17 protein-coding genes are annotated in these 18,956 nt (G+C 31.7%); 6 read left to right on the plus strand and 11 right to left on the minus strand.

The window, feature by feature from the left end; all coding sequences use genetic code 11:
• Positions 1–153 precede the first annotated feature (153 nt).
• Positions 154–1,215: a 3-dehydroquinate synthase gene (aroB, locus tag ABWO08_RS07315; RefSeq protein ID WP_353084752.1), complete on the minus strand. Its 1,062-nt coding sequence runs from the start codon at positions 1,213–1,215 to the stop codon at positions 154–156.
• Between the two features lie 91 nt (positions 1,216–1,306).
• Here aroB and ABWO08_RS07320 point away from each other — a divergent pair, with 91 nt between their 5' ends.
• On the plus strand, positions 1,307–2,476 hold the full coding sequence (locus tag ABWO08_RS07320; protein WP_353084754.1) for a proline dehydrogenase family protein: 1,170 nt from the start codon (positions 1,307–1,309) through the stop codon (positions 2,474–2,476).
• 4 nt (positions 2,477–2,480) lie between these two features.
• Here the strand turns inward: ABWO08_RS07320 and ABWO08_RS07325 are convergent, their stop codons facing one another.
• The 6 genes from ABWO08_RS07325 to ABWO08_RS07350 form a co-directional block, all read right to left on the minus strand.
• Positions 2,481–4,259 (minus strand): ABC transporter ATP-binding protein, encoded by a 1,779-nt coding sequence (locus ABWO08_RS07325; RefSeq protein WP_353084756.1) that lies wholly within the window; start codon positions 4,257–4,259, stop codon positions 2,481–2,483.
• A gap of 144 nt (positions 4,260–4,403) precedes the next feature.
• Complete coding sequence (locus ABWO08_RS07330; protein WP_353084758.1) at positions 4,404–5,120, minus strand: YebC/PmpR family DNA-binding transcriptional regulator; 717 nt, start codon at positions 5,118–5,120, stop codon at positions 4,404–4,406.
• A 70-nt stretch (positions 5,121–5,190) separates the two neighbouring features.
• Positions 5,191–6,276 (minus strand): glycine cleavage system aminomethyltransferase GcvT, encoded by a 1,086-nt coding sequence (gene gcvT, locus ABWO08_RS07335; RefSeq protein WP_353084760.1) that lies wholly within the window; start codon positions 6,274–6,276, stop codon positions 5,191–5,193.
• Between the two features lie 61 nt (positions 6,277–6,337).
• Positions 6,338–7,624: a cryptochrome/photolyase family protein gene (locus ABWO08_RS07340; RefSeq protein WP_353084762.1), complete on the minus strand. Its 1,287-nt coding sequence runs from the start codon at positions 7,622–7,624 to the stop codon at positions 6,338–6,340.
• Positions 7,625–7,631: 7 nt separating this feature from the next.
• Positions 7,632–8,330 carry an SDR family NAD(P)-dependent oxidoreductase gene (locus tag ABWO08_RS07345; protein WP_353084764.1) on the minus strand — a complete coding sequence of 233 codons (699 nt, stop codon included), beginning with the start codon at positions 8,328–8,330 and terminating at the stop codon, positions 7,632–7,634.
• 3 nt (positions 8,331–8,333) lie between these two features.
• Entirely contained in the window at positions 8,334–8,801 is a 468-nt protein-coding gene (locus tag ABWO08_RS07350) for an SRPBCC family protein (protein WP_353084766.1), read from the minus strand.
• A gap of 144 nt (positions 8,802–8,945) precedes the next feature.
• Between ABWO08_RS07350 and ABWO08_RS07355 the strand changes: the two genes are divergently transcribed.
• On the plus strand, positions 8,946–10,199 hold the full coding sequence (locus ABWO08_RS07355; protein WP_353084768.1) for a nucleoside permease: 1,254 nt from the start codon (positions 8,946–8,948) through the stop codon (positions 10,197–10,199).
• Positions 10,200–10,235: 36 nt separating this feature from the next.
• Here the strand turns inward: ABWO08_RS07355 and ABWO08_RS07360 are convergent, their stop codons facing one another.
• Positions 10,236–11,282: a formimidoylglutamase gene (locus ABWO08_RS07360; RefSeq protein ID WP_353084770.1), complete on the minus strand. Its 1,047-nt coding sequence runs from the start codon at positions 11,280–11,282 to the stop codon at positions 10,236–10,238.
• Between the two features lie 95 nt (positions 11,283–11,377).
• Here ABWO08_RS07360 and ABWO08_RS07365 point away from each other — a divergent pair, with 95 nt between their 5' ends.
• The gene (locus ABWO08_RS07365; protein WP_353084772.1) at positions 11,378–12,262 is read left to right on the plus strand and encodes a DUF8428 domain-containing protein; all 885 of its coding nucleotides are present in this window, start codon (positions 11,378–11,380) and stop codon (positions 12,260–12,262) included.
• Positions 12,263–12,323: 61 nt separating this feature from the next.
• Here the strand turns inward: ABWO08_RS07365 and hutI are convergent, their stop codons facing one another.
• On the minus strand, positions 12,324–13,562 hold the full coding sequence (hutI, locus tag ABWO08_RS07370; protein ID WP_353084774.1) for an imidazolonepropionase: 1,239 nt from the start codon (positions 13,560–13,562) through the stop codon (positions 12,324–12,326).
• 68 nt (positions 13,563–13,630) lie between these two features.
• On the opposite strand from hutI, the gene corA reads away from it, so the two are divergent.
• Together corA and ABWO08_RS07380 are read left to right on the plus strand one after the other, a co-directional pair.
• A complete protein-coding gene (gene corA / locus ABWO08_RS07375) occupies positions 13,631–14,701 on the plus strand; it encodes a magnesium/cobalt transporter CorA (protein WP_353084775.1) in 1,071 nt (356 codons plus the stop codon).
• Between the two features lie 99 nt (positions 14,702–14,800).
• Positions 14,801–14,968: a hypothetical protein gene (locus tag ABWO08_RS07380; RefSeq protein WP_353084777.1), complete on the plus strand. Its 168-nt coding sequence runs from the start codon at positions 14,801–14,803 to the stop codon at positions 14,966–14,968.
• A gap of 75 nt (positions 14,969–15,043) precedes the next feature.
• Here ABWO08_RS07380 and ABWO08_RS07385 read toward each other — a convergent pair whose 3' ends face one another.
• Positions 15,044–17,533, minus strand: a complete 2,490-nt coding sequence (locus ABWO08_RS07385; RefSeq protein WP_353084778.1) for a TonB-dependent receptor — start codon at positions 17,531–17,533, stop codon at positions 15,044–15,046.
• An 86-nt stretch (positions 17,534–17,619) separates the two neighbouring features.
• Positions 17,620–17,961, minus strand: coding sequence for an arsenate reductase (glutaredoxin) (arsC, locus tag ABWO08_RS07390; RefSeq protein ID WP_353084779.1), 342 nt, complete (start codon positions 17,959–17,961; stop codon positions 17,620–17,622).
• 78 nt (positions 17,962–18,039) lie between these two features.
• Between arsC and ABWO08_RS07395 the strand changes: the two genes are divergently transcribed.
• On the plus strand, positions 18,040–18,954 hold the full coding sequence (locus ABWO08_RS07395; RefSeq protein ID WP_353084781.1) for a CPBP family intramembrane glutamic endopeptidase: 915 nt from the start codon (positions 18,040–18,042) through the stop codon (positions 18,952–18,954).
• The last annotated feature ends 2 nt before the right edge of the window (positions 18,955–18,956 follow it).

Consider the following 18,956-nt stretch of genomic DNA (forward strand, 5'->3'; position numbering starts at 1 on the left):
ATTAGTATATGAAATACCAATTCTATTAACCGGATTAACTGGGTAGTTTTCCAGTATAAACAGAGGGTTGAAAGTATTGTTTTTGTTTTTGTTCATCACGGCAAATTTAAAAAATAATAAATGTGATTTATAAAAAAATAAATAAAATAATTGTTAAGTTTCGTATTCTTTAAAGGCACTTATAATTGTTTCATTATCAGCGTTTTGATTTAGAATACAGGTTCCGATTGAATTAATTAAAGCAAATTGTACCATTCCATACTCATTTTTCTTGTCATGAATTAGAAGGTTTAGTATTGCTTCAATGTCGTTTGAAGTGAAAATATGCTTTCCAAAAACAGCTAATAAAGTGCTTTTTATTTCAATATATTCTAATTCAGAAATAAGGTTTTTTTCCTTTGAAATGAAACTCTCCAAAACCATTCCTATAGCAATTGCTTCGCCATGTAAAAGAGGTGTGGGAGTTTCTAAAAAATGACTTTCAATTGCGTGTCCTAAGGTATGCCCGAAGTTAAGTGCTTTTCTCATCCCAGTTTCAGTTGGGTCCTGGCATACGATTTCGTTTTTTATTTCAACAGAGCGATGAATCAATTGATCTAAATCATCAAAATTTAAATCCTGTAAATCTTTAAATTGATTCCAGTACGTTTTATCAAAAATTAATCCGTGTTTTAGCATTTCTGCCAATCCCGATTTCATATGATTTTGAGGTAAAGTTTCTAAAAAGTCGGTGTCAATTAATACTAATTTGGGTGCATTGATAACTCCAATTTGATTTTTTAATGCTCCAAGATCAACACCGTTTTTACCGCCAATTGCAGCATCGACCATACCTAGAAGCGTAGTTGGGATGTTAATGAAATCAATTCCTCGTTTAAAGGTTGAAGCAACAAATCCGCCAAGATCAGTAATAACACCACCACCTAGATTTAGAAGTGCGCTTTTTCTGTCAGCACCTAAGTCTGCAAGTATGGACCAAATTTCAACGCAAGTTGAAATATTTTTCATTTCCTCGCCAGCTTCAATTTCAATAATTTCAATTGGAATTTCTACTTCTAATAAAGGCAATAACTTTGGCAAACAAAATTCATTTGTAGTTTCATCTACTAAAATAAATAATTTTGAATAGTTGTATTTTGGTATCCAGGAATTAAGCATTTCATGTGCTTCGTGATTGAAGTAAATGGAATAGTCGTTGGCTTTTATGGATTGCATTTTCTTGTTATTTAAGGTCAAAAATAAGGTTATTTTTGATAAATAATCGCCAAACTCTAATTATATTTGTGCAATTATTACAAATAAAGTAATGGATAAAATATTCAATAATACCGAAGTTGCATTTTCTTTAAAAAGCGACACCGAACTAGATAGAGCCTATTTTCTTTTTAAACTTATTGCAAGTCAACCACTAGTTCGAATTGGAACTGCGGTTACCAATTTTGCTATAAAAGCACATCTTCCAGTTGAAGGACTTATTCGTGCAACCGTTTTTGATCATTTTTGTGGTGGTGTAAATGAATTGGATTGTCTTTCGGTTGTTGATAAAATGTATACCAAAGGCGTTTCTTCGGTTTTAGATTATTCTGTTGAAGGAAAAGAAGAAGAAGCGCAATTTGATGCTGCTTTGGAAATGACTTTAAAAACTATCGAATTTGCAAAAAAACGCCAAGCAATTCCGTTTGCTGTTTTCAAACCAACCGGATTTGGAAGATTGGATTTATATACTAAAGTGGGAGAGAAGTCAACTCTAACTTCTGCTGAACAATCGGAATGGAATAATGTAAAAAATCGATTTGAAAAAGTTTGTAAAACGGCTCATGAAAAGGATGTAGCATTATTAATTGATGCTGAAGAAAGTTGGATGCAAGATGCGGCAGATGATTTAGTTGAAGAAATGATGCGCAAATACAATAAAGAAAAAGTTATTGTTTTTAGTACGTTGCAAATGTACCGTTGGGATCGATTGGATTATTTGAAATCGTTACACGAAAGAGCAAAAGCGGAAGGTTTTTATATCGGAATGAAATTAGTTCGTGGCGCCTACATGGAAAAAGAAAACAAGCGTGCGGAAGAATTTGGATACCCAACGCCAATTTGTGCTTCTAAACAAGCTACCGATGATAATTACAACGCTGCTGTAGATTACATGATGCAGCATATTGATAAAATGGCAATTTTTGCAGGAACACACAATGAAGAAAGTTCTTATAAGTTACTTGAAATGTTGAAAGCTAATAATATTGCCATTAACGATAACCGAATTTGGTTTGGTCAATTGTATGGAATGAGTGATAACATAAGTTATAACTTAGCTTCCAATGGGTATAATGTAGCTAAATATTTACCTTTCGGACCAGTTCGTGATGTGATGCCATATTTGATTAGAAGAGCTGAAGAAAACACTTCAGTTGCAGGACAAACCAGTAGAGAATTAAATTTACTTAAAACGGAAAGAGAAAGAAGAAAATTAAAATAAATAATTAGTATTCACTAAACTGCAAGTTGCTCAAATTCTTGTAGATACCATTTTCTATTTCAAGTAATTCTTTATGAGTTCCCGACTCTGCGATTACACCATCGTTTAATACTAAAATAGCATCTGCATTTCTAATAGTTGCCAATCGGTGTGCTATTATAATGCTGGTTCTGCCTTCCATTAAGTTTTCTAAAGCTTCTTGAACTAATTTTTCGCTTTCGCTATCTAAAGAGGAGGTTGCTTCGTCTAAAATCAAGATGCTTGGATTTTTCAATAAAGCACGAGCAATAGCAATTCGTTGTCTTTGCCCACCCGATAATTTAATTCCGCGTTCTCCAACTAAAGTATCAAATTTTTCAGGGAAGCCGTTTACAAAATCCAAGGCATTGGCTTGTTTTGCTGCAAGTAAGATTTCTTCTTCGGTCGCTGTTGGTTTGCCATAAGCGATATTTTCTCTTATGCTTCCGCCAAATAAAATCACGTCCTGCGGAACGATACTCATATTTCCTCGGAGACTTTCTAAATCATAGTCATAAATGCTTTTTCCATCAATTAATATGGAACCACCTACAATGTCGTAAAAACGAAGTAGGAGTGAAGAGATGGTTGATTTTCCTGCACCACTTGGACCTACAATTGCAATCTTTTGTCCGTAATTTGCAGTGAAATTCACATCTTTCAAAACTTGTATTTCAGGACGTGAAGGATAAAAAAAAGATACATTTTGGAAAGTTACATTTCCTTGTATTTTTTCAAAATTTGAAGTTCCATTAATTTTTTCTGGGGTTTCATCCAATAGTTCAAAAACTCGTTCCGTAGCACCAACTGCTTTCTGAATTTGTGCATACAATTCGGCTACACCGCCAAAGGAGGCACCAACAAAAGTAGAATAAAGTACAAATGAAATTAGTTGACCAACGCTCATTTCTCCACTGATACTCAACGTTACGCCATACCAAACAACTGCCACAATTGCGCCAAACAAACAGAAAATAATAAATGAAGCAAAGTAACCTCGGTATTTTCCACCTTTAATTGCAATCTTCACAATTTCTTGAATTTTGCCTTTGTATCGGGCAATTTCATACCATTCGTTGGCAAACGCTTTTACATTGCTTATACCTTGTAACGTTTCTTCAACTATAACTTGGCTTTCGGCAACTTTATCTTGAACGTTTTTAGAATACTTTCTGATAAATCTTCCAAAAATAACTGCTGCAACAGCAACAACCGGAACTATTGAAAGCATCATTAAAGTTAGTTTGAAGCTCTGACTTGCAAGCAAAGCCACTCCGCCAATAATTAGAATGAATTGTCTTAAAAATTCGGCAATCGTTGATGTTAAGGTGTCTTGAATTTGAGTAATATCCGAACTGATGCGGCTGTTTAATTCGCCTACTCTTTTTTGAGAAAAGAAAGTCATTGGCAATTTTACCAAATTACTATATAACGCCAAGCGTATATTTGCTAAAGTATGTTCGGTGAAATTCACAAATAAGGAAAGTCGGAAGAAAGAGAAAAATGATTGTAGGAATAAAATTCCAACTAAAATTAAAGCAATGGTATTGGCTTCGGCTGTATCTTTATTTTTCACACAATCTACCAGCATCCCCATTAACTTAGGGAAAGCCAAGGCTGTACAACCGGTCATCAACAAGAAAAAAAGACCCAAATAGAATTTCCATTTATGGTTGTCGGCATACTTAAAAATTAAAAGCGCTTTACTTAAAGAACTGCTGTTGATTTTTGCTTTCGGTAAGTCGTTTTCTACAAATCGAGCCATTTTTATATTTTTTTTCAAAAGTAATTAATATTACTTTTTTATACTCTTTACAAATGGTAAAGTTTAGTGAAAATTGAAACAAATTTGAAATAAAAAAAAACTCCAAGTTTCCTTGAAGTTTTTATGTAATTATTTTAAAACTAATTATTCAGATTCATCCATGGTGTGATACACATTCATCACATCATCGTCTTCTTCAATTTTTTCAATTAATTTTTCTACATCTGCAATTTCAGCTTCTGTAAGTTTTTTTGTTATTTGTGGAATTCTTTCAAATCCAGAAGATAAAATCTCAATTCCACGAGATTCCAATTCTTTTTGAATAGCACCAAAGCTTTCAAACGGCGCATAGATTAAAATTCCGTCTTCATCAGCAAAAATTTCTTCGGCACCAAAATCGATAAATTCCAATTCCATTTCTTCAATATCAATATTGTTATTTGGAATTCGGAAATTACAAGTATGGTCAAACATAAATTCAACCGAACCTTGAGTCCCCATAGTTCCGTTACATTTATTAAAATAACTTCTAATGTTAGCTACGGTTCTGTTATTGTTATCGGTAGCCGTTTCAATTAATAATGCAATTCCGTGTGGTGCATATCCTTCAAAAAGTTGCTCTTTATAGTTGGCTGTATCTTTGTCGGTTGCTTTTTTAATTGCACGCTCCACATTTTCTTTTGGCATATTTGCTGCCTTCGCATTTTGCATTACAGCACGTAAACGAGAATTGGCATCCGGATTTGGACCACCTTCTTTTACGGCCATTACAATGTCTTTTCCAATACGAGTAAATGCTTTAGCCATTGCTGACCAACGCTTCATTTTTCTCCCTTTTCTAAATTCGAACGCTCTTCCCATTTCTAAGAATATTTTGTATTTATTTAATCGGTTGCAAAAGTAATTTTTTCATTTGTATAACAAAAGAAAGTTATGCTTTTTTGTAAAACGGCATTTTTACTACTTTGGCAGCCACTTTATTGTTTCTAATTTGAATGAATATTTCGCTATCTATTCCAGCAAATTCGCTTTTCACATAACCCATTCCAATTCCTTTTCCTAAACTTGGCGCCATAGTTCCCGAAGTTACAATCCCGATGTTGTTTCCATCAGCATCTACAATTTCGTAGTCGTGACGTGGAATTCCTCTTTCGATTAATTCAAACCCAACCAGTTTTTTGGAAACTCCAGTTTCTTTTTGCGCTTTAAGATTAGCGGAATTTGTAAATTCTTTATCAAATTTAGTAATCCATCCTAAACCTGCTTCAATAGGAGAGGTGGTGTCGTTGATGTCGTTTCCGTAAAGGCAAAATCCCATTTCTAAACGAAGGGTATCTCTTGCTGCTAATCCAATTGGCTTAATGCCGAATGCTGCTCCTGCTTCAAATACTTTATTCCAAATGGTTTCAGCATCTTCATTTTTGAAATAAATTTCAAATCCTCCTGATCCAGTATAGCCTGTAGCAGAAACAACTACATTTTGAATCCCTGCAAATTCTCCAATTTGAAAAGAATAATAGGCCATATTTGCTAAGTCAATATTAGTTAAACTTTGCATTGCAGCTGCTGCTTTTGGACCTTGAATTGCAAGTAGTGAATAGTCGTCAGAAGCATTGGTCATGTTAACTCCTAAGTCATTATGTGATGATATCCAGTTCCAGTCTTTATCAATATTAGAAGCGTTTACCACCAACATATAATCGTTATCGGCAATTTTATATACGATTAAATCGTCTACAATTCCACCCTCATTATTTGGTAAACAAGAATATTGTGCTTTTCCATCAACCAATTTAGAAGCATCATTTGAAGTTACTTTTTGGATTAATGCCAAAGCATTTTCTCCTTTTAAAAAGAATTCACCCATATGGGAAACATCAAAAACACCTACAGAAGTTCTAACAGTTTCGTGTTCTGAATTAACTCCTTCGTATTGAACAGGCATATTATATCCTGCAAAAGGCACCATTTTTGCTCCTAAACTTTCATGTATGTGGGATAAAGCAGTATTTTTCATCGTAAAATTTGTTTGTTTTAAAGAGGCAAAATTACTACTTTTTTAGAGAATAGTATATGTTTTACCCAACAGAATTTTTGTAAACACGCAAGCATTTTTCTCTTGCTTCTTTGTGATCTACAATTGGATTTGGGTAGTTTGGAGTATTAATTTCTGGAATCCATTTTTTGATATAGATTAAGTCTTTATCAAACTTCTTTATTTGTTCTGTTGGATTGAATATTCTAAAATAGGGAGCTGCATCAACACCACTTCCGCAGGCCCATTGCCAATTACCCACATTACTCGCTTGCTCGTAATCTAAAAGTTTGGTTGCAAAATAGGTTTCGCCCCAGCGCCAATCAATTAATAAGTGTTTGCATAAAAAACTAGCCACAATCATTCGGACACGATTGTGCATGTGTCCGGTTGCATTCAATTCGCGCATTCCTGCATCAACAAATGGATAGCCAGTTTTTCCTTCGCACCATTTTTTAAATAAATCCTCGTTGTTATCCCACTGAATAGCATCATATTTTGGACGAAAGCTAGAATTAGAAGTGTGAGGAAAATGCCATAAAATTTGCATAAAAAACTCCCTCCAAATTAGTTCTTTTAGAAAGGTATTGTTTTTACTTTGTATAGCATTTGAAACCATTTTTCGGATTGAAACGGCACCAAATCGCAAATAAATTCCGAGGTAGGATGTTTTGTTTTGCGCAGGAAAGTTTCGCGTAGCTTCGTAATTATCAATTAAACTGGTTGAAATATCGAAAGGAGTTACTTTTATATTAGAGTTAGTAAAGCCAATATCTTCCAGCGATAAAAACGGAAAATTATGTTGCGCTATATTATGAAGTAACTCTTCCGATTTATAAGATATTAATTGACTTTTATTAAAACGATCCAACCATTTATTGCTATAAGGTGTATAAACCACATAGGGCGTTCCATCGTCTTTAACTACTTCACTTTTTTCAAAAATGACTTGATCCTTACTGGTTTTAAATTCGATGTTGTGCTCCTTAAAAAGATGAAATAATTCTAAATCTCTTTTTCGGGCATACGGTTCATAATCGTGATTGGTAAAGACGGCTTGAATTTTATTTTCGGAAATTAATTTGCTAAAAACTTCCTGAGGTTTACCATGAAATAGAGCAAGTGATTTTCCAATAGTTGAAAGTTGCTGCTGAATTTTTTCAAGTTGTTGGTGAATAAACGTTACTCGGGCATCGTCTTTTGGTAATTGAGATAAAATACTTTCGTCAAAAATAAAAATAGGTAAAACTGATGTATCACTATTTAAAGCATGAAACAATCCCACATTATCCTCTAAGCGTAAATCCCGACGAAACCAAAATATGTGCATAAACTATTTATCCATTAACTAATAAGGTAGACATTCCTCCATCAACATGGAAAATTTGTCCTGATATCCAACTGCTTTTATCGCTTAATAAAAAGCTTGCCATTTGCGCCATGTCTTCACTAGTTCCTACTTTTTTAAGTGGATGTCTTTCGGCAGATTTTTCCTTTTTAGCATCCGAATTTAAAAATTTGTCTGCTAGCGGTGTATCTGTTAACGAAGGTGCAATTACATTGACTCTAATTTTAGGTGCATATTCTGCTGCCAAGGATTTAGCAAAACTTTCTACAGCACCTTTTGCTGCTGCAATACTGGTGTGAAAAGGCATTCCCATACTTGCTGCAACCGAACTAAAAACTACAATACTTGATTGATTGGAAGCAGTTAAATTTGGTAAAACCGTTTGAATAACTTTCACCAAACTTATGAAATTTATTTGCATATCCGATTCGAAGGCATCTATTTTTAATCCTCTAAAAGGTCTTAAATTGATACTTCCTGGGCAATAAACCAATCCGTCAATGACTTCAGGAAGTTGTGATGTATCGATAGTATCAGTTAACGCGTCAAAAGGAAGATGAGTTACATTTAAATCACTTAAATCTTCATTAGTTCTTGAAGCTACAAAAACTCGATTTCCTTGATGCAATTCTTTTGCAATTGCTAATCCCATTCCATAAGAACCCCCAATTAATAATATGTTTTTCATAAGTTATCCTTTAAATTCTCCAAAGAGTTCGATTAGTTTTTTTCTACGGAAGTCAAATATTTCTTTAAGTTTAGGTGCGACCAAAATAGGGTGAACCAATTGCCCAAGTAGTCCCATTGGAATTTTATAATCCACAATGTCTTCCATTTCAACTCCGCCCGGAATTTCTTTTAAGAAATGCTTGTGATGCCACAAAGCATAGGGTCCAAAGCGTTGCTCATCAACGAAATAACTGTTGTCTTTAACATGGGTGATTTCTGTAACCCATTTCATTGGTATGCCCATAACTGGAGTTACAATATATTGAATTATTTGTCCAGCAAACATGGCTCTGTCATCTCCAGAAAGTGTTTTAAATCCCATGTATTCTGGAGTGATTACTTTAAGATTTTTTGGATCTGATAAAAATTTCCAAGCCTCATCGATGGTTATTGGAAGGTTTTGTTTGCTGTGAAGTGTATATATTTTCATTAATTTTTTTTTACAAATATACAAAATGTTTAATGATTTATTTAATAAGTTAAACAAAAATATAAACGCATTTAAATACACTTAATTTTTGGTTTTATAATTATTATATTAGATTTACAATCTATTTATTAAATTAAATCAAATATGAATATTAAGTTTAAATTGACTTTAATGAGTTTCCTTCAATTCTTTGTTTGGGGAGCTTGGTTAATTACGGTTGCTAACTATTGGTTTGGAACTAAAAATTGGAGTGGAGCCGAATTTGGAGCTATTTTTTCTACCTTAGGATTATCATCAATTGTGATGCCTGCCTTAACTGGTATCATTGCTGATAAATGGATTAATGCCGAAAAGTTATATGGAATTTTGCATATTTTGGGAGGATTGGCGCTTATGTATTTGCCACAAGTAGAAGATCCAACCACTTTTTATTACGTGATTTTTGCAGCCATGTTGTGCTATATGCCAACCATTTCATTGTCGAATTCAATTGCTTATAATATTCTAAAGACAAATAATTTTGATGTTGTAAAAGTATTTCCACCTATTAGAGTTTGGGGAACAATTGGTTTTATTGCCGCGATGTGGATTACCAATCTTACTGGAAATAAAGCATCTTACAACATGTTTTATCTTTCTGCTATTGCTGCATTTGTATTAGGAATTTACTCGTTTACATTACCTAAATGTCCTCCACAAAAATTGATCGCATCTGATGCAACAATTGGCGAAAAATTAGGTTTGAATGCTTTCAAATTATTTGGAACTTATAAAATGGCATTATTCTTTATTTTCTCTATGTTTCTAGGAGGTGCCTTACAATTAACGAATATGTATGGCGATGTTTATTTATCAGAATTTTCTAAAGTTCCTCAATATGCAGACTCTATTGTAGTTAAATATTCAACCATTATTATGTCGATTTCTCAAATATCGGAAACCTTATTTATTCTTGCTATTCCTTTCTTTTTAAAACGATTTGGAATCAAACAGGTAATGTTAATTTCTATGTTGGCTTGGGTTATGCGTTTTGGATTGTTCGCTTATGGAAATCCTGTAGATGGCTTGTGGATGATTGTTCTTTCTTGTATTGTATACGGAATGGCATTTGATTTCTTTAATATTTCGGGTTCTTTATTTGTAGAAACCACAACCGATTCGAAAATTCGTTCTTCAGCACAAGGTTTGTTTATGATGATGTCAAATGGATTTGGTGCCTTTTTTGGTGGATTGATAAGTGGAGTTGTAATTGATAAATTTTTCACTCACGAAGGAATTCGTGATTGGCACAATATATGGCTTGCCTTCTCTGGATATGCTTTAGTGATTGCTGTGTTGTTTGCTATTTTCTTTAAGCACAAGCACCAGCCGGAAGAAGTTGCAAACGTGAGTCATTAATATTAAAGTAAAACCCCAAATTTTCGGGGTTTTGTTTTATATAGGAAGTTCTAATTCATTTTTAGCTTTTATAAAATCGGTAATTAGATAACCAATTAATTTTCCAACTAAATGATTGTTCTTTTCATGATCTAAACTTGGAGCGCCTTCGCAAATATGTAAATAGGCTGCATTTTCATGGTTGCCAAAGAAATAAATAAACTGACGCAATTCTTCTACAGAAAAACCACTTAAAGTCATCGCGCTACAAGGAATATTTGGAATAGAATCCAAATCAATTTCAACACCGTAATAATCGTTATTAATGAAATCTAACGCCAACTGCATTTCAGAATCAAAGTCTTTTGTTCTTTTGATTTTCATACTGTCGTAGGTATTGTAAAGAACACGCTCTTTTAGAGTTTTAAGTTTATCTAAAACACTTTTTGATGTATAACTGTGATGTAATCCAAATATGAAATATTTTTTTAAAAACCCTTCTTCAAAGGCATATGAAAAACCATTTCCACTGTGACGACCTTCTAAAATTCTAAAATCGGAATGGGCATCAAAATTCACTGCGTTAATTGGTTTTCCTTTTCCTAAAGCAGTTCCTTTAATATTTCCATAGGCATTGTTATGTCCGCCGCCAATTACAATTGGTGTTTTTCCTGCTTTTACAATTGTAGCAATTATGTGTGCTACTTCTTTATCGATTATTGAAACCAAATCACACATTTTTTTGCGATCTTCAGTAACATTGAAATCCAAACTTTCAATCGCTTGCATTTCTTCAGATGTGTCTAATGCACCCAAAACAATAATTTGTGATCCTTTGCAAAAACGATTATGCTGAATATTGGCAATACTTTTAATAGCGCTTTCCCATGCTGAATTTGCTCCTGGACGTCCATAATTGGCTCTAATGCCAATGTCTTCTGGAATTCCAAATAAAACAAATTGGGATTCACAGGACTGAAGGAAAGAAACAATTTCTTGCTCTTTTGGAATGGTAATCATTTTTTCTCCAAATTTTACTTCACCACTTCGGTAGTTGGTAATTTTGGATAAATCGGAAGCCGTAAAACGGATTAGTTTTTCCATTTTGTTGTTTGTTTGAGTCCAAAAATAATATAATTGTACAAACTATCGTTATACAATTAAATATTATTAAATTTGCTAAACAAAATTAATCCCAAATGGAAAATCAAAAAAATAACTCAAATCAAAAAATTATAATATTTGTATTGCTATTCCTACTTTTATGTAGTGTATTTTACAATGTTAAATTATCTCAAGAGGCTTCAATGCTTACAACCGAAGTTAAATCGGTGAAAACTGAAAAAGAAAATGTAATGAAAGATTTACAATTTCTTAAAGACAGTTATGATGCTGCAATTGCTGAAAATACAACGATGTCTGATGATCTTATTGCAGAAAGAGAAAAAGTTGTTGGGCTAATGGCTCAATTAGAAAAATCTAAAGTTAATGAGCTTTCTTTATTAAAATACAAACAACAATTTTTAGCATTACAAACAAAAATGAATACCATGCTAAAAGAAGTTGATGTGTTAAAAAAACAAAATCAAACTTTAAAAACTAATTTAGATAGCACAACTGTAGTATTGGCTGATTCAAAAAATTACAATCAAGTATTGGTTGGTCAAAATGAAGAATTAGCTAAAACGGTAGAAAAAGGATCTAAACTTTCAATATTGAATCTAAAAACAGCTACTTTCAAATTAAAAGGTTCTGGTAAACATATTGAAACTGATAAAGCGAGTAGAGTAGATGTGCTTAAAGTTAGTTTTACTATTGCTGAAAATAGCATTGCAAAATCAGGCGATAAGACCTATTATGTTCAAATTATTGACAGTAAAAATAATGTTCTTGGTGATAAAGCAACTATTTATTTTGGTGATAAATCATTAACTTATAGCTTTACTGCAGGAGTTAAATATGAAAACAAAACCGTTGATGTGGTTCATGACTTGCCAGGTAAAGATTTTGCCGCAGGAACTTATTATGTGAATTTATTTGATAAAAATCAATTGGTTACTAAATCGACTTTTACATTAAGGTAATAAGGTAACTTAAAATAATCATCCGCGGATTAACTAATTACAAGTTACTTCGCGGATTTTTTTATTTTATCCTTTTTCCTTCTATAATTACGGTATCAATTAAATCACTTCCAAATTCATAAGGTAATTGATAAAAAGAGGAAACCCCTTTGCTTATAATTAGGTTGGCTTTTTTACCAATTGTAATACTTCCATGTGTATCTGAAATTCCCATTGCATAGGCGCCATTAATAGTTGCTGCATTTATGGCTTCTTCGGGCGTCATTTTCATTTTGATACAAGCAGTTGCAACTACAAAATTCATATTTCCTGACGGAGTAGTTCCGGGATTGAAATCGGTTGCCAAAGCCAAAGGTAAACCAGCATCAATCAATTTTCTTGCAGGTGTGTATGGAATGCTAATAAAATAGGAACAGGAGGGAAGTGCCACTGGCATAGTATCCGAATTTTTTAATGCTTCAATGTCTTCATCAGTTACAACTTCAAGGTGATCAACAGAAAGTGCGTTGTGTTTAACACAAGCATTTATTCCGTTGATGGCATTAAATTGATTGACATGAATTTTTGCTTGTAAACTATGTTTCTTTCCCGCTTCCATGATGCGTTCGGTTTCTTCAACAGAAAAGTATCCCGTTTCGCAAAAGGCATCAATATAATCGGCAAGATTTTCTTTAGCAATTTTAGGCAACATTTCATTTATAATTAAATCTATGTAACTTGAATGATTGTCTTTGTATTCAGCAGGGAAGGCGTGAGCCCCAAGAAAGGTTGCTTTTATTTTAATAGGATAATTTTCAGCCAACTTTTTGATTACCCGAAGCATTTTAATTTCACCAGCTACAGTTAATCCGTAACCCGATTTAATTTCAACGGCTCCAGTTCCTTGCTGCATAATTTGTTCTAAGCGTACTTTTGATTGTTCGAACAGCTCCTCTTCACTGGTTTCGTTTAGTTTTTTTGCTGAATTTAAAATACCTCCACCACGATTAGCTATTTCTTCATAACTCAATCCGTTTATTCGATCAACAAATTCTAAAACTCTATTTCCTGCGTAAACAATATGCGTATGACTATCGCACCAAGTTGGAAGTACAACTTTTCCTGTTGCATCAATGGTAATGTCGACTTTGATTTCAGGGCAATTTTTCATTGTTCCAAAATCAGCAATACGATCGTCTTCAATTATTAAATAAGCATTCTTTATGGAAGGTAATTGTTTCATTTCAACTCCGGATACTTTATTTATTGAAGCATCCCGAATTTGTAAAAGTTCTCGTATGTTAGTAATTAATGTTTTCATGAAATGATTTTGGGTAAAATTACTTTTTAAAAAATAATTATTTATAAATTTATACAAAATAAAATAAGGTGCGAAAAATAAAATATAAAAAAGTAAAAAAAGTACAACCTACACATTTAGAATACACAGGAAGTCATAAATTTATAAAAACAGAGATTCAACTATTTACATACAATGATCTAGATGTTGAGGAATTTCATGATTTTAAAATTATTGATTTAAATAAATATGTTGATTTTAATAAAGTCAATTGGATAAATGTGCATGGTTTAAACGATTCGGATATTATTGTTGAAATTGGCGAATTTCTTGGTGTAGATAACTTTATGTTATCTGACATATTGAATACAACTAAGCGAACAAAGTTGGATGAATACCATGATATTTTGTTTTTTAACATTAAGTCATTATTGCCAGATGCAGATTCGGATAATATTAAAGTTGAGCAAATTAGTTTCTTGATGAAAAACGGAATTTTAGTTTCATTTCAAGAAAAAAGAAGTGAATTTTTCACACACATTCGAGAACGGATTAAAACGCATTCAGGAATTGTTCGAACAAAACAAGTAGATTACTTATTGTTTTTATTATTGGATGCAATTATGGAAAACTTCTACATAACCATCGAAAATGAAGAAGATAAAGTTGAAGAATTAATAAATCAATCCAAAAAAAGCACCGATCTTTCAATATTAGAACAAATTGAAAAACATAGAGATAATTATAATTTTTTAAAAAGATCTATTATACCGCTTAGGGATTCTTTATACTCCATAAAAAGCATAAAAGATGATAATGTATTTAATACAATCGAAGATAATAATTTTACATTTTTTGAACGATTACATCAAAAATGCTTAGAATTATTAGATCAAATTGAATATGACTTAACTACTCTGGACAGTGCTGCTAATTTCTTTTTTTCTACTCAAAGTCACAAAATGAATGAGGTTATGAAAACGCTAACATTAGTTTCTGTGTTTTTTATGCCGCTAACTTTTATTGTTGGAGTTTATGGCATGAACTTTAAGTATATGCCTGAATTAGATTGGAAATATGGATATTTTGCCATACTTGCTTTTATGTTTATTTTATTTTCAGGAATGATTTATTACTTTAAGAAAAAGAATTGGTTTTAATTGTTTAAAATCTTGTTGATAATTTACTTTAAATTATTTGTAGAATAAAATTTTAGAATTATCTTTGACCTATATTTATAAAGAAAATTTCAAAAAGATATGTTTACATTCGCTCAATATTTAGGATTCTTATTGTTCTTGACCATATTAACAATTGGTTTTTGGTTAATGATGTTCTTAATTAATTTCGTTTTCTACTGGGTTTTTGGCGCAACTAAAGAGTTGTTAAAAGAAAGAAGAGAAAAAAGAGAATTAGAAGCAGAGTAATAATTCCATTTCATATATAAATAAAAAGCCCCGATAATTCGGGGCTTTTTATTTTAGTATCAACTATAAATTACCTTAAAAATCTCCTCCTTCACCTTCGCCTTCTCTTCTAGGCTTGTTTTCTCTTTCCGATTTTTGTTTATTGAAACGATAAGTAAAGGACAAGTTTATTTGTCTTTCACGAAATTGCATTTCACTGTATGAATTTAAGGTTGGTAAATTGGTTTGCATAATTCTTTTTCTAGAATTTAAAACATCATTAACATTTAGTGAAATGGTTGCTTTATCCTTCATTATATCTTTGCTAAATGCTAAATTTGCAGCAAATACTCCAACACTTTTTCCTTGAAAATTATTTTGTGGCGCAGTATAAGTTGCATTGGTTTGCCATTCAATTTTATATGGTAAAGTAACTTTTGACGAAATTCTTGTAAACCAACTTGAGGATTCTTTATATACATCCTGATTAATTAAATCTGTAGATCCGTTTAGGGTGTATTTGAAATTACCTATAATCGTACTTTTAAAGAAGTTAAAATTTCCATTCAACTTCCACCATTTAAAGGGAGTATAATTCATAGTAAACTCAAATCCAAATCTGGTATCGGTGTCTAAATTCTCAGCAGTAGATAAATAAACAGGAGTATCTACAGGCAATCCGTTTACAATAATGCTTATAATATCCCCCGTGGGTCTTCTTACAAATTGAAATGGATTTTTATTTCTATTGTAATATAAAGAAGTCGTTAAGGTAACTTTCTTAAACTTACTCATGTAAGCAAAGTCAAGTGCATCGGTGAAAGAAGGATTAATATTTGGATTTCCTACAAATAAATTTATGTTACTTGTATAGTTGTTTGGAAACGGAATAATAAATCGGTTTCTAGGTCTTTCAATTCGCTTACTATAATTAATAGAAACTGTGCTTTGATCTGTAATTTGATAGGTAAAAAATGCACTTGGAAAAAAGTTGCTGTATTTTCTTAAATAACTAAAATCGGTTAGTAATAGCTTTGTATCAATTCTTGAATCTTCAAATCGCATTCCAAGTAAATAAGAAAACTTATTTATTTTAGATCCAAATTGTGAATATATGGCATGGATACTTTCGCTATAATCAAATATATTTGTAAAATTGGTATATGAGTTGTAGTTGCCCAAATTATCAATACTTCCAACTTGAAAATCATTAATAAATTCATTATAATTCCCTCTATATCCTGCTTCAAATTGACTGTTTGTTGCCATTGGCAAAACATAATCAGCCTGTAATAAATACCTATTTTGAGTTTGATAATACTTTGATGATTCAATTGTAGTATTGCTTGTTGCGCCTAAAAATGAGTTAGTTATTGTAGAAAAATCTTTATCGTTATTTTTTGAAAGGGTACCTTCAATTGTTAAAACATGTCCCTCTTTTTTGAATTTTTTACTAAAATTTGAATTATAATCAAAACCTGTTGAATAATTAACTTGATCATTAAATCGATTTGAAACAAAGTTATTATTCACTTCATAATTGTTAATTACATCATTTATTGGACTTGAACCATCATTTTTTCTAAAGAAAACAACGTTTGTCCATGTAGTTGATTTATTTAAAAACAAATCCATTCCAAAACTATAATTGTACCCTTGCCTTATCGAAGAACGGTTTATCCGCTCTTTTATAGATTTGTAAATAGAGCCGTCAGGGTTAAGATAATCAGAATCGGTTAATGTTCGACCGGGTGAATTGTTATCATTGAATCCAATTGTAGAGTATAAGTTAAATTTTGTTCTTTTAAAGTTGATTGTTCCTGTTGCATTATAATTTCTAGGATTTCCAACTGTTGCAATGAATGTTCCATTGATGCCGTTATTCTTTCCTTTTTTAAGTACAATATTAATTATTCCGGCTCCGCCTTCGGCATCATAACGCGCAGATGGATTTGTAATTACTTCAACTTTTTCAATAGCATCAGCAGATATAATTCTTAAAGCTTCTGCAATATTTATAGCATTTGTAGGTCGTCCATCAATAAATATTCTTACATTTTCATTTCCCCTTAAACTTACATTCCCATCACCATCAACGCTAACAGAAGGTACATTATCCAATACATCACTGGCAGTTCCGCCTTTAACTGTCATGTCTTGTCCAACATTATATATTTTCTTGTCTAATTTAATTTCTACAGAAGCTTTTTCACTTTTTATTACTACATCATTAAGTTGTTTTGCATCTGATTGAAGTGAAATTATACCAAGATTTGTATCAGTCGTGAATGATTTTTCTTTTAATTCTAATGATTTAAATGAAATAAATTCAATTTTCACAATATATGTTCCTGGTGTTGCATCAAAGTTAAATTCTCCAGATACATTTGTTACACCTCCAGCAACTACTTTGTTTGTTGCTAAACTTTTTAATGAAATTGTACTGTATTCAAGAGGGGTGTTGGTTCCTTTTTCAATAACCTTACCTGATATTTTTATTTTCTTTCCCTCAGTTTTATTTTGAGAATAATTTATAATTGAGGCAAATAATAGTAGTAAGGTTAAAAATAATTTAAATATTTTCATGATATGGTGTAAAATTTCTTGATAACAATATGACTACAAAAATAATCAATCGTTTAAGCAATACCTAATTAATGTATGCAAATAAATTAAAAGAGCGATTCAATTAGGTTTAAGGGTCTTGCAATGATTGCTTTGTTATTATATATAACAACAGGTCTTTCCATTAAAATTGGATTTTCCAAAATAGCCGTTATGATATCTGCTTCTGTAAGTTGTTTTCCTTTGTATTGTTCAATCCAAATTTTTTCTTTTGTTCGAACTAATTCTATTGCAGGGATATTAAGTTTAGTTATTATTTCAGTTAATTTTTCCTCACTAATCGGATTATCTAAATATTTTACAATTTCAAACGACCTATTTGATTTTTCTAAATATGCCAAACATTCTCTAGATTTTCCGCATCTTGGATTATGGTAAATTGTTATCATTTTTTTGTACAAGTTTATGTAATGTGATTTTTTATGTTACTTTAGTGGATGCAAAAATAAAATTTAATAATTATAACAATGTTTATTGAACAAGGAATAAATAAAAACAATGATTTTTGGAAATACATTTTAGGGTCAATTATCATTATTGGTGCGGCCACACTAGGTCAAATTCCATTAAGTTTAGCTTTCTTAAATGAAAGCTTAAAAACTAACAAAATTCCAACTAATGCTAACGAGGTATTAAAATCATTAGATTCTAATTTGTCGCTTTTTTTAATGATGTTGTCTTTTGTTTTTGGGTTTATCGGACTAATTTTAGTTGTAAAATACTTTCACAAACAATCACTTTTAGAAATAACTACATCAAGAAAAAAAGTAGATTGGGGAAGAATTATTTTTTCATTTACACTTTGGACTTTATTTACAATTGTATCAACAATTGTTATCTATTATATGAATCCAGGCACCTTAGTTTGGAATTTCAAACCAGTGCCATTTGCCTTATTGTTTATAATAGCAACGGTATTAATACCAATTCAAACAAGTACTGAAGAATATGTATTTAGAGGCTATTTAATGCAAGGATTTGCAAACTTGTCTTTAAATAAATGGTTTCCGTTACTGATGACTTCAGTGATTTTTGGCTCCATGCATATTTTGAATCCCGAAGTTGATAAAATAGGGTATTGGGTATTAGTTTATTATATAGGTACTGGCTTGTTTTTAGGTATATTAACACTAATGGATGAAGGATTGGAATTGGCTCTGGGTTTTCACGCAGCCAATAATCTAATTACTGCATTATTAGTGACTTCGGATTGGACTGCAATACAAACAAATTCGTTATTTAAAGACACTTCAACTCCAGGAGGAATGTGGGAAATATTTATTCCTGTATTTATAATATTTCCTATTTTATTATTTATCTTTAGTAAGAAATACCAATGGACCAATTGGAAAGAAAAACTTACTGGTAAAATAAGTTTATAACC

It is taken from the genome of Flavobacterium sp. (assembly GCF_040383245.1).
Taxonomy (GTDB): Bacteria; Bacteroidota; Bacteroidia; order Flavobacteriales; family Flavobacteriaceae; genus Flavobacterium.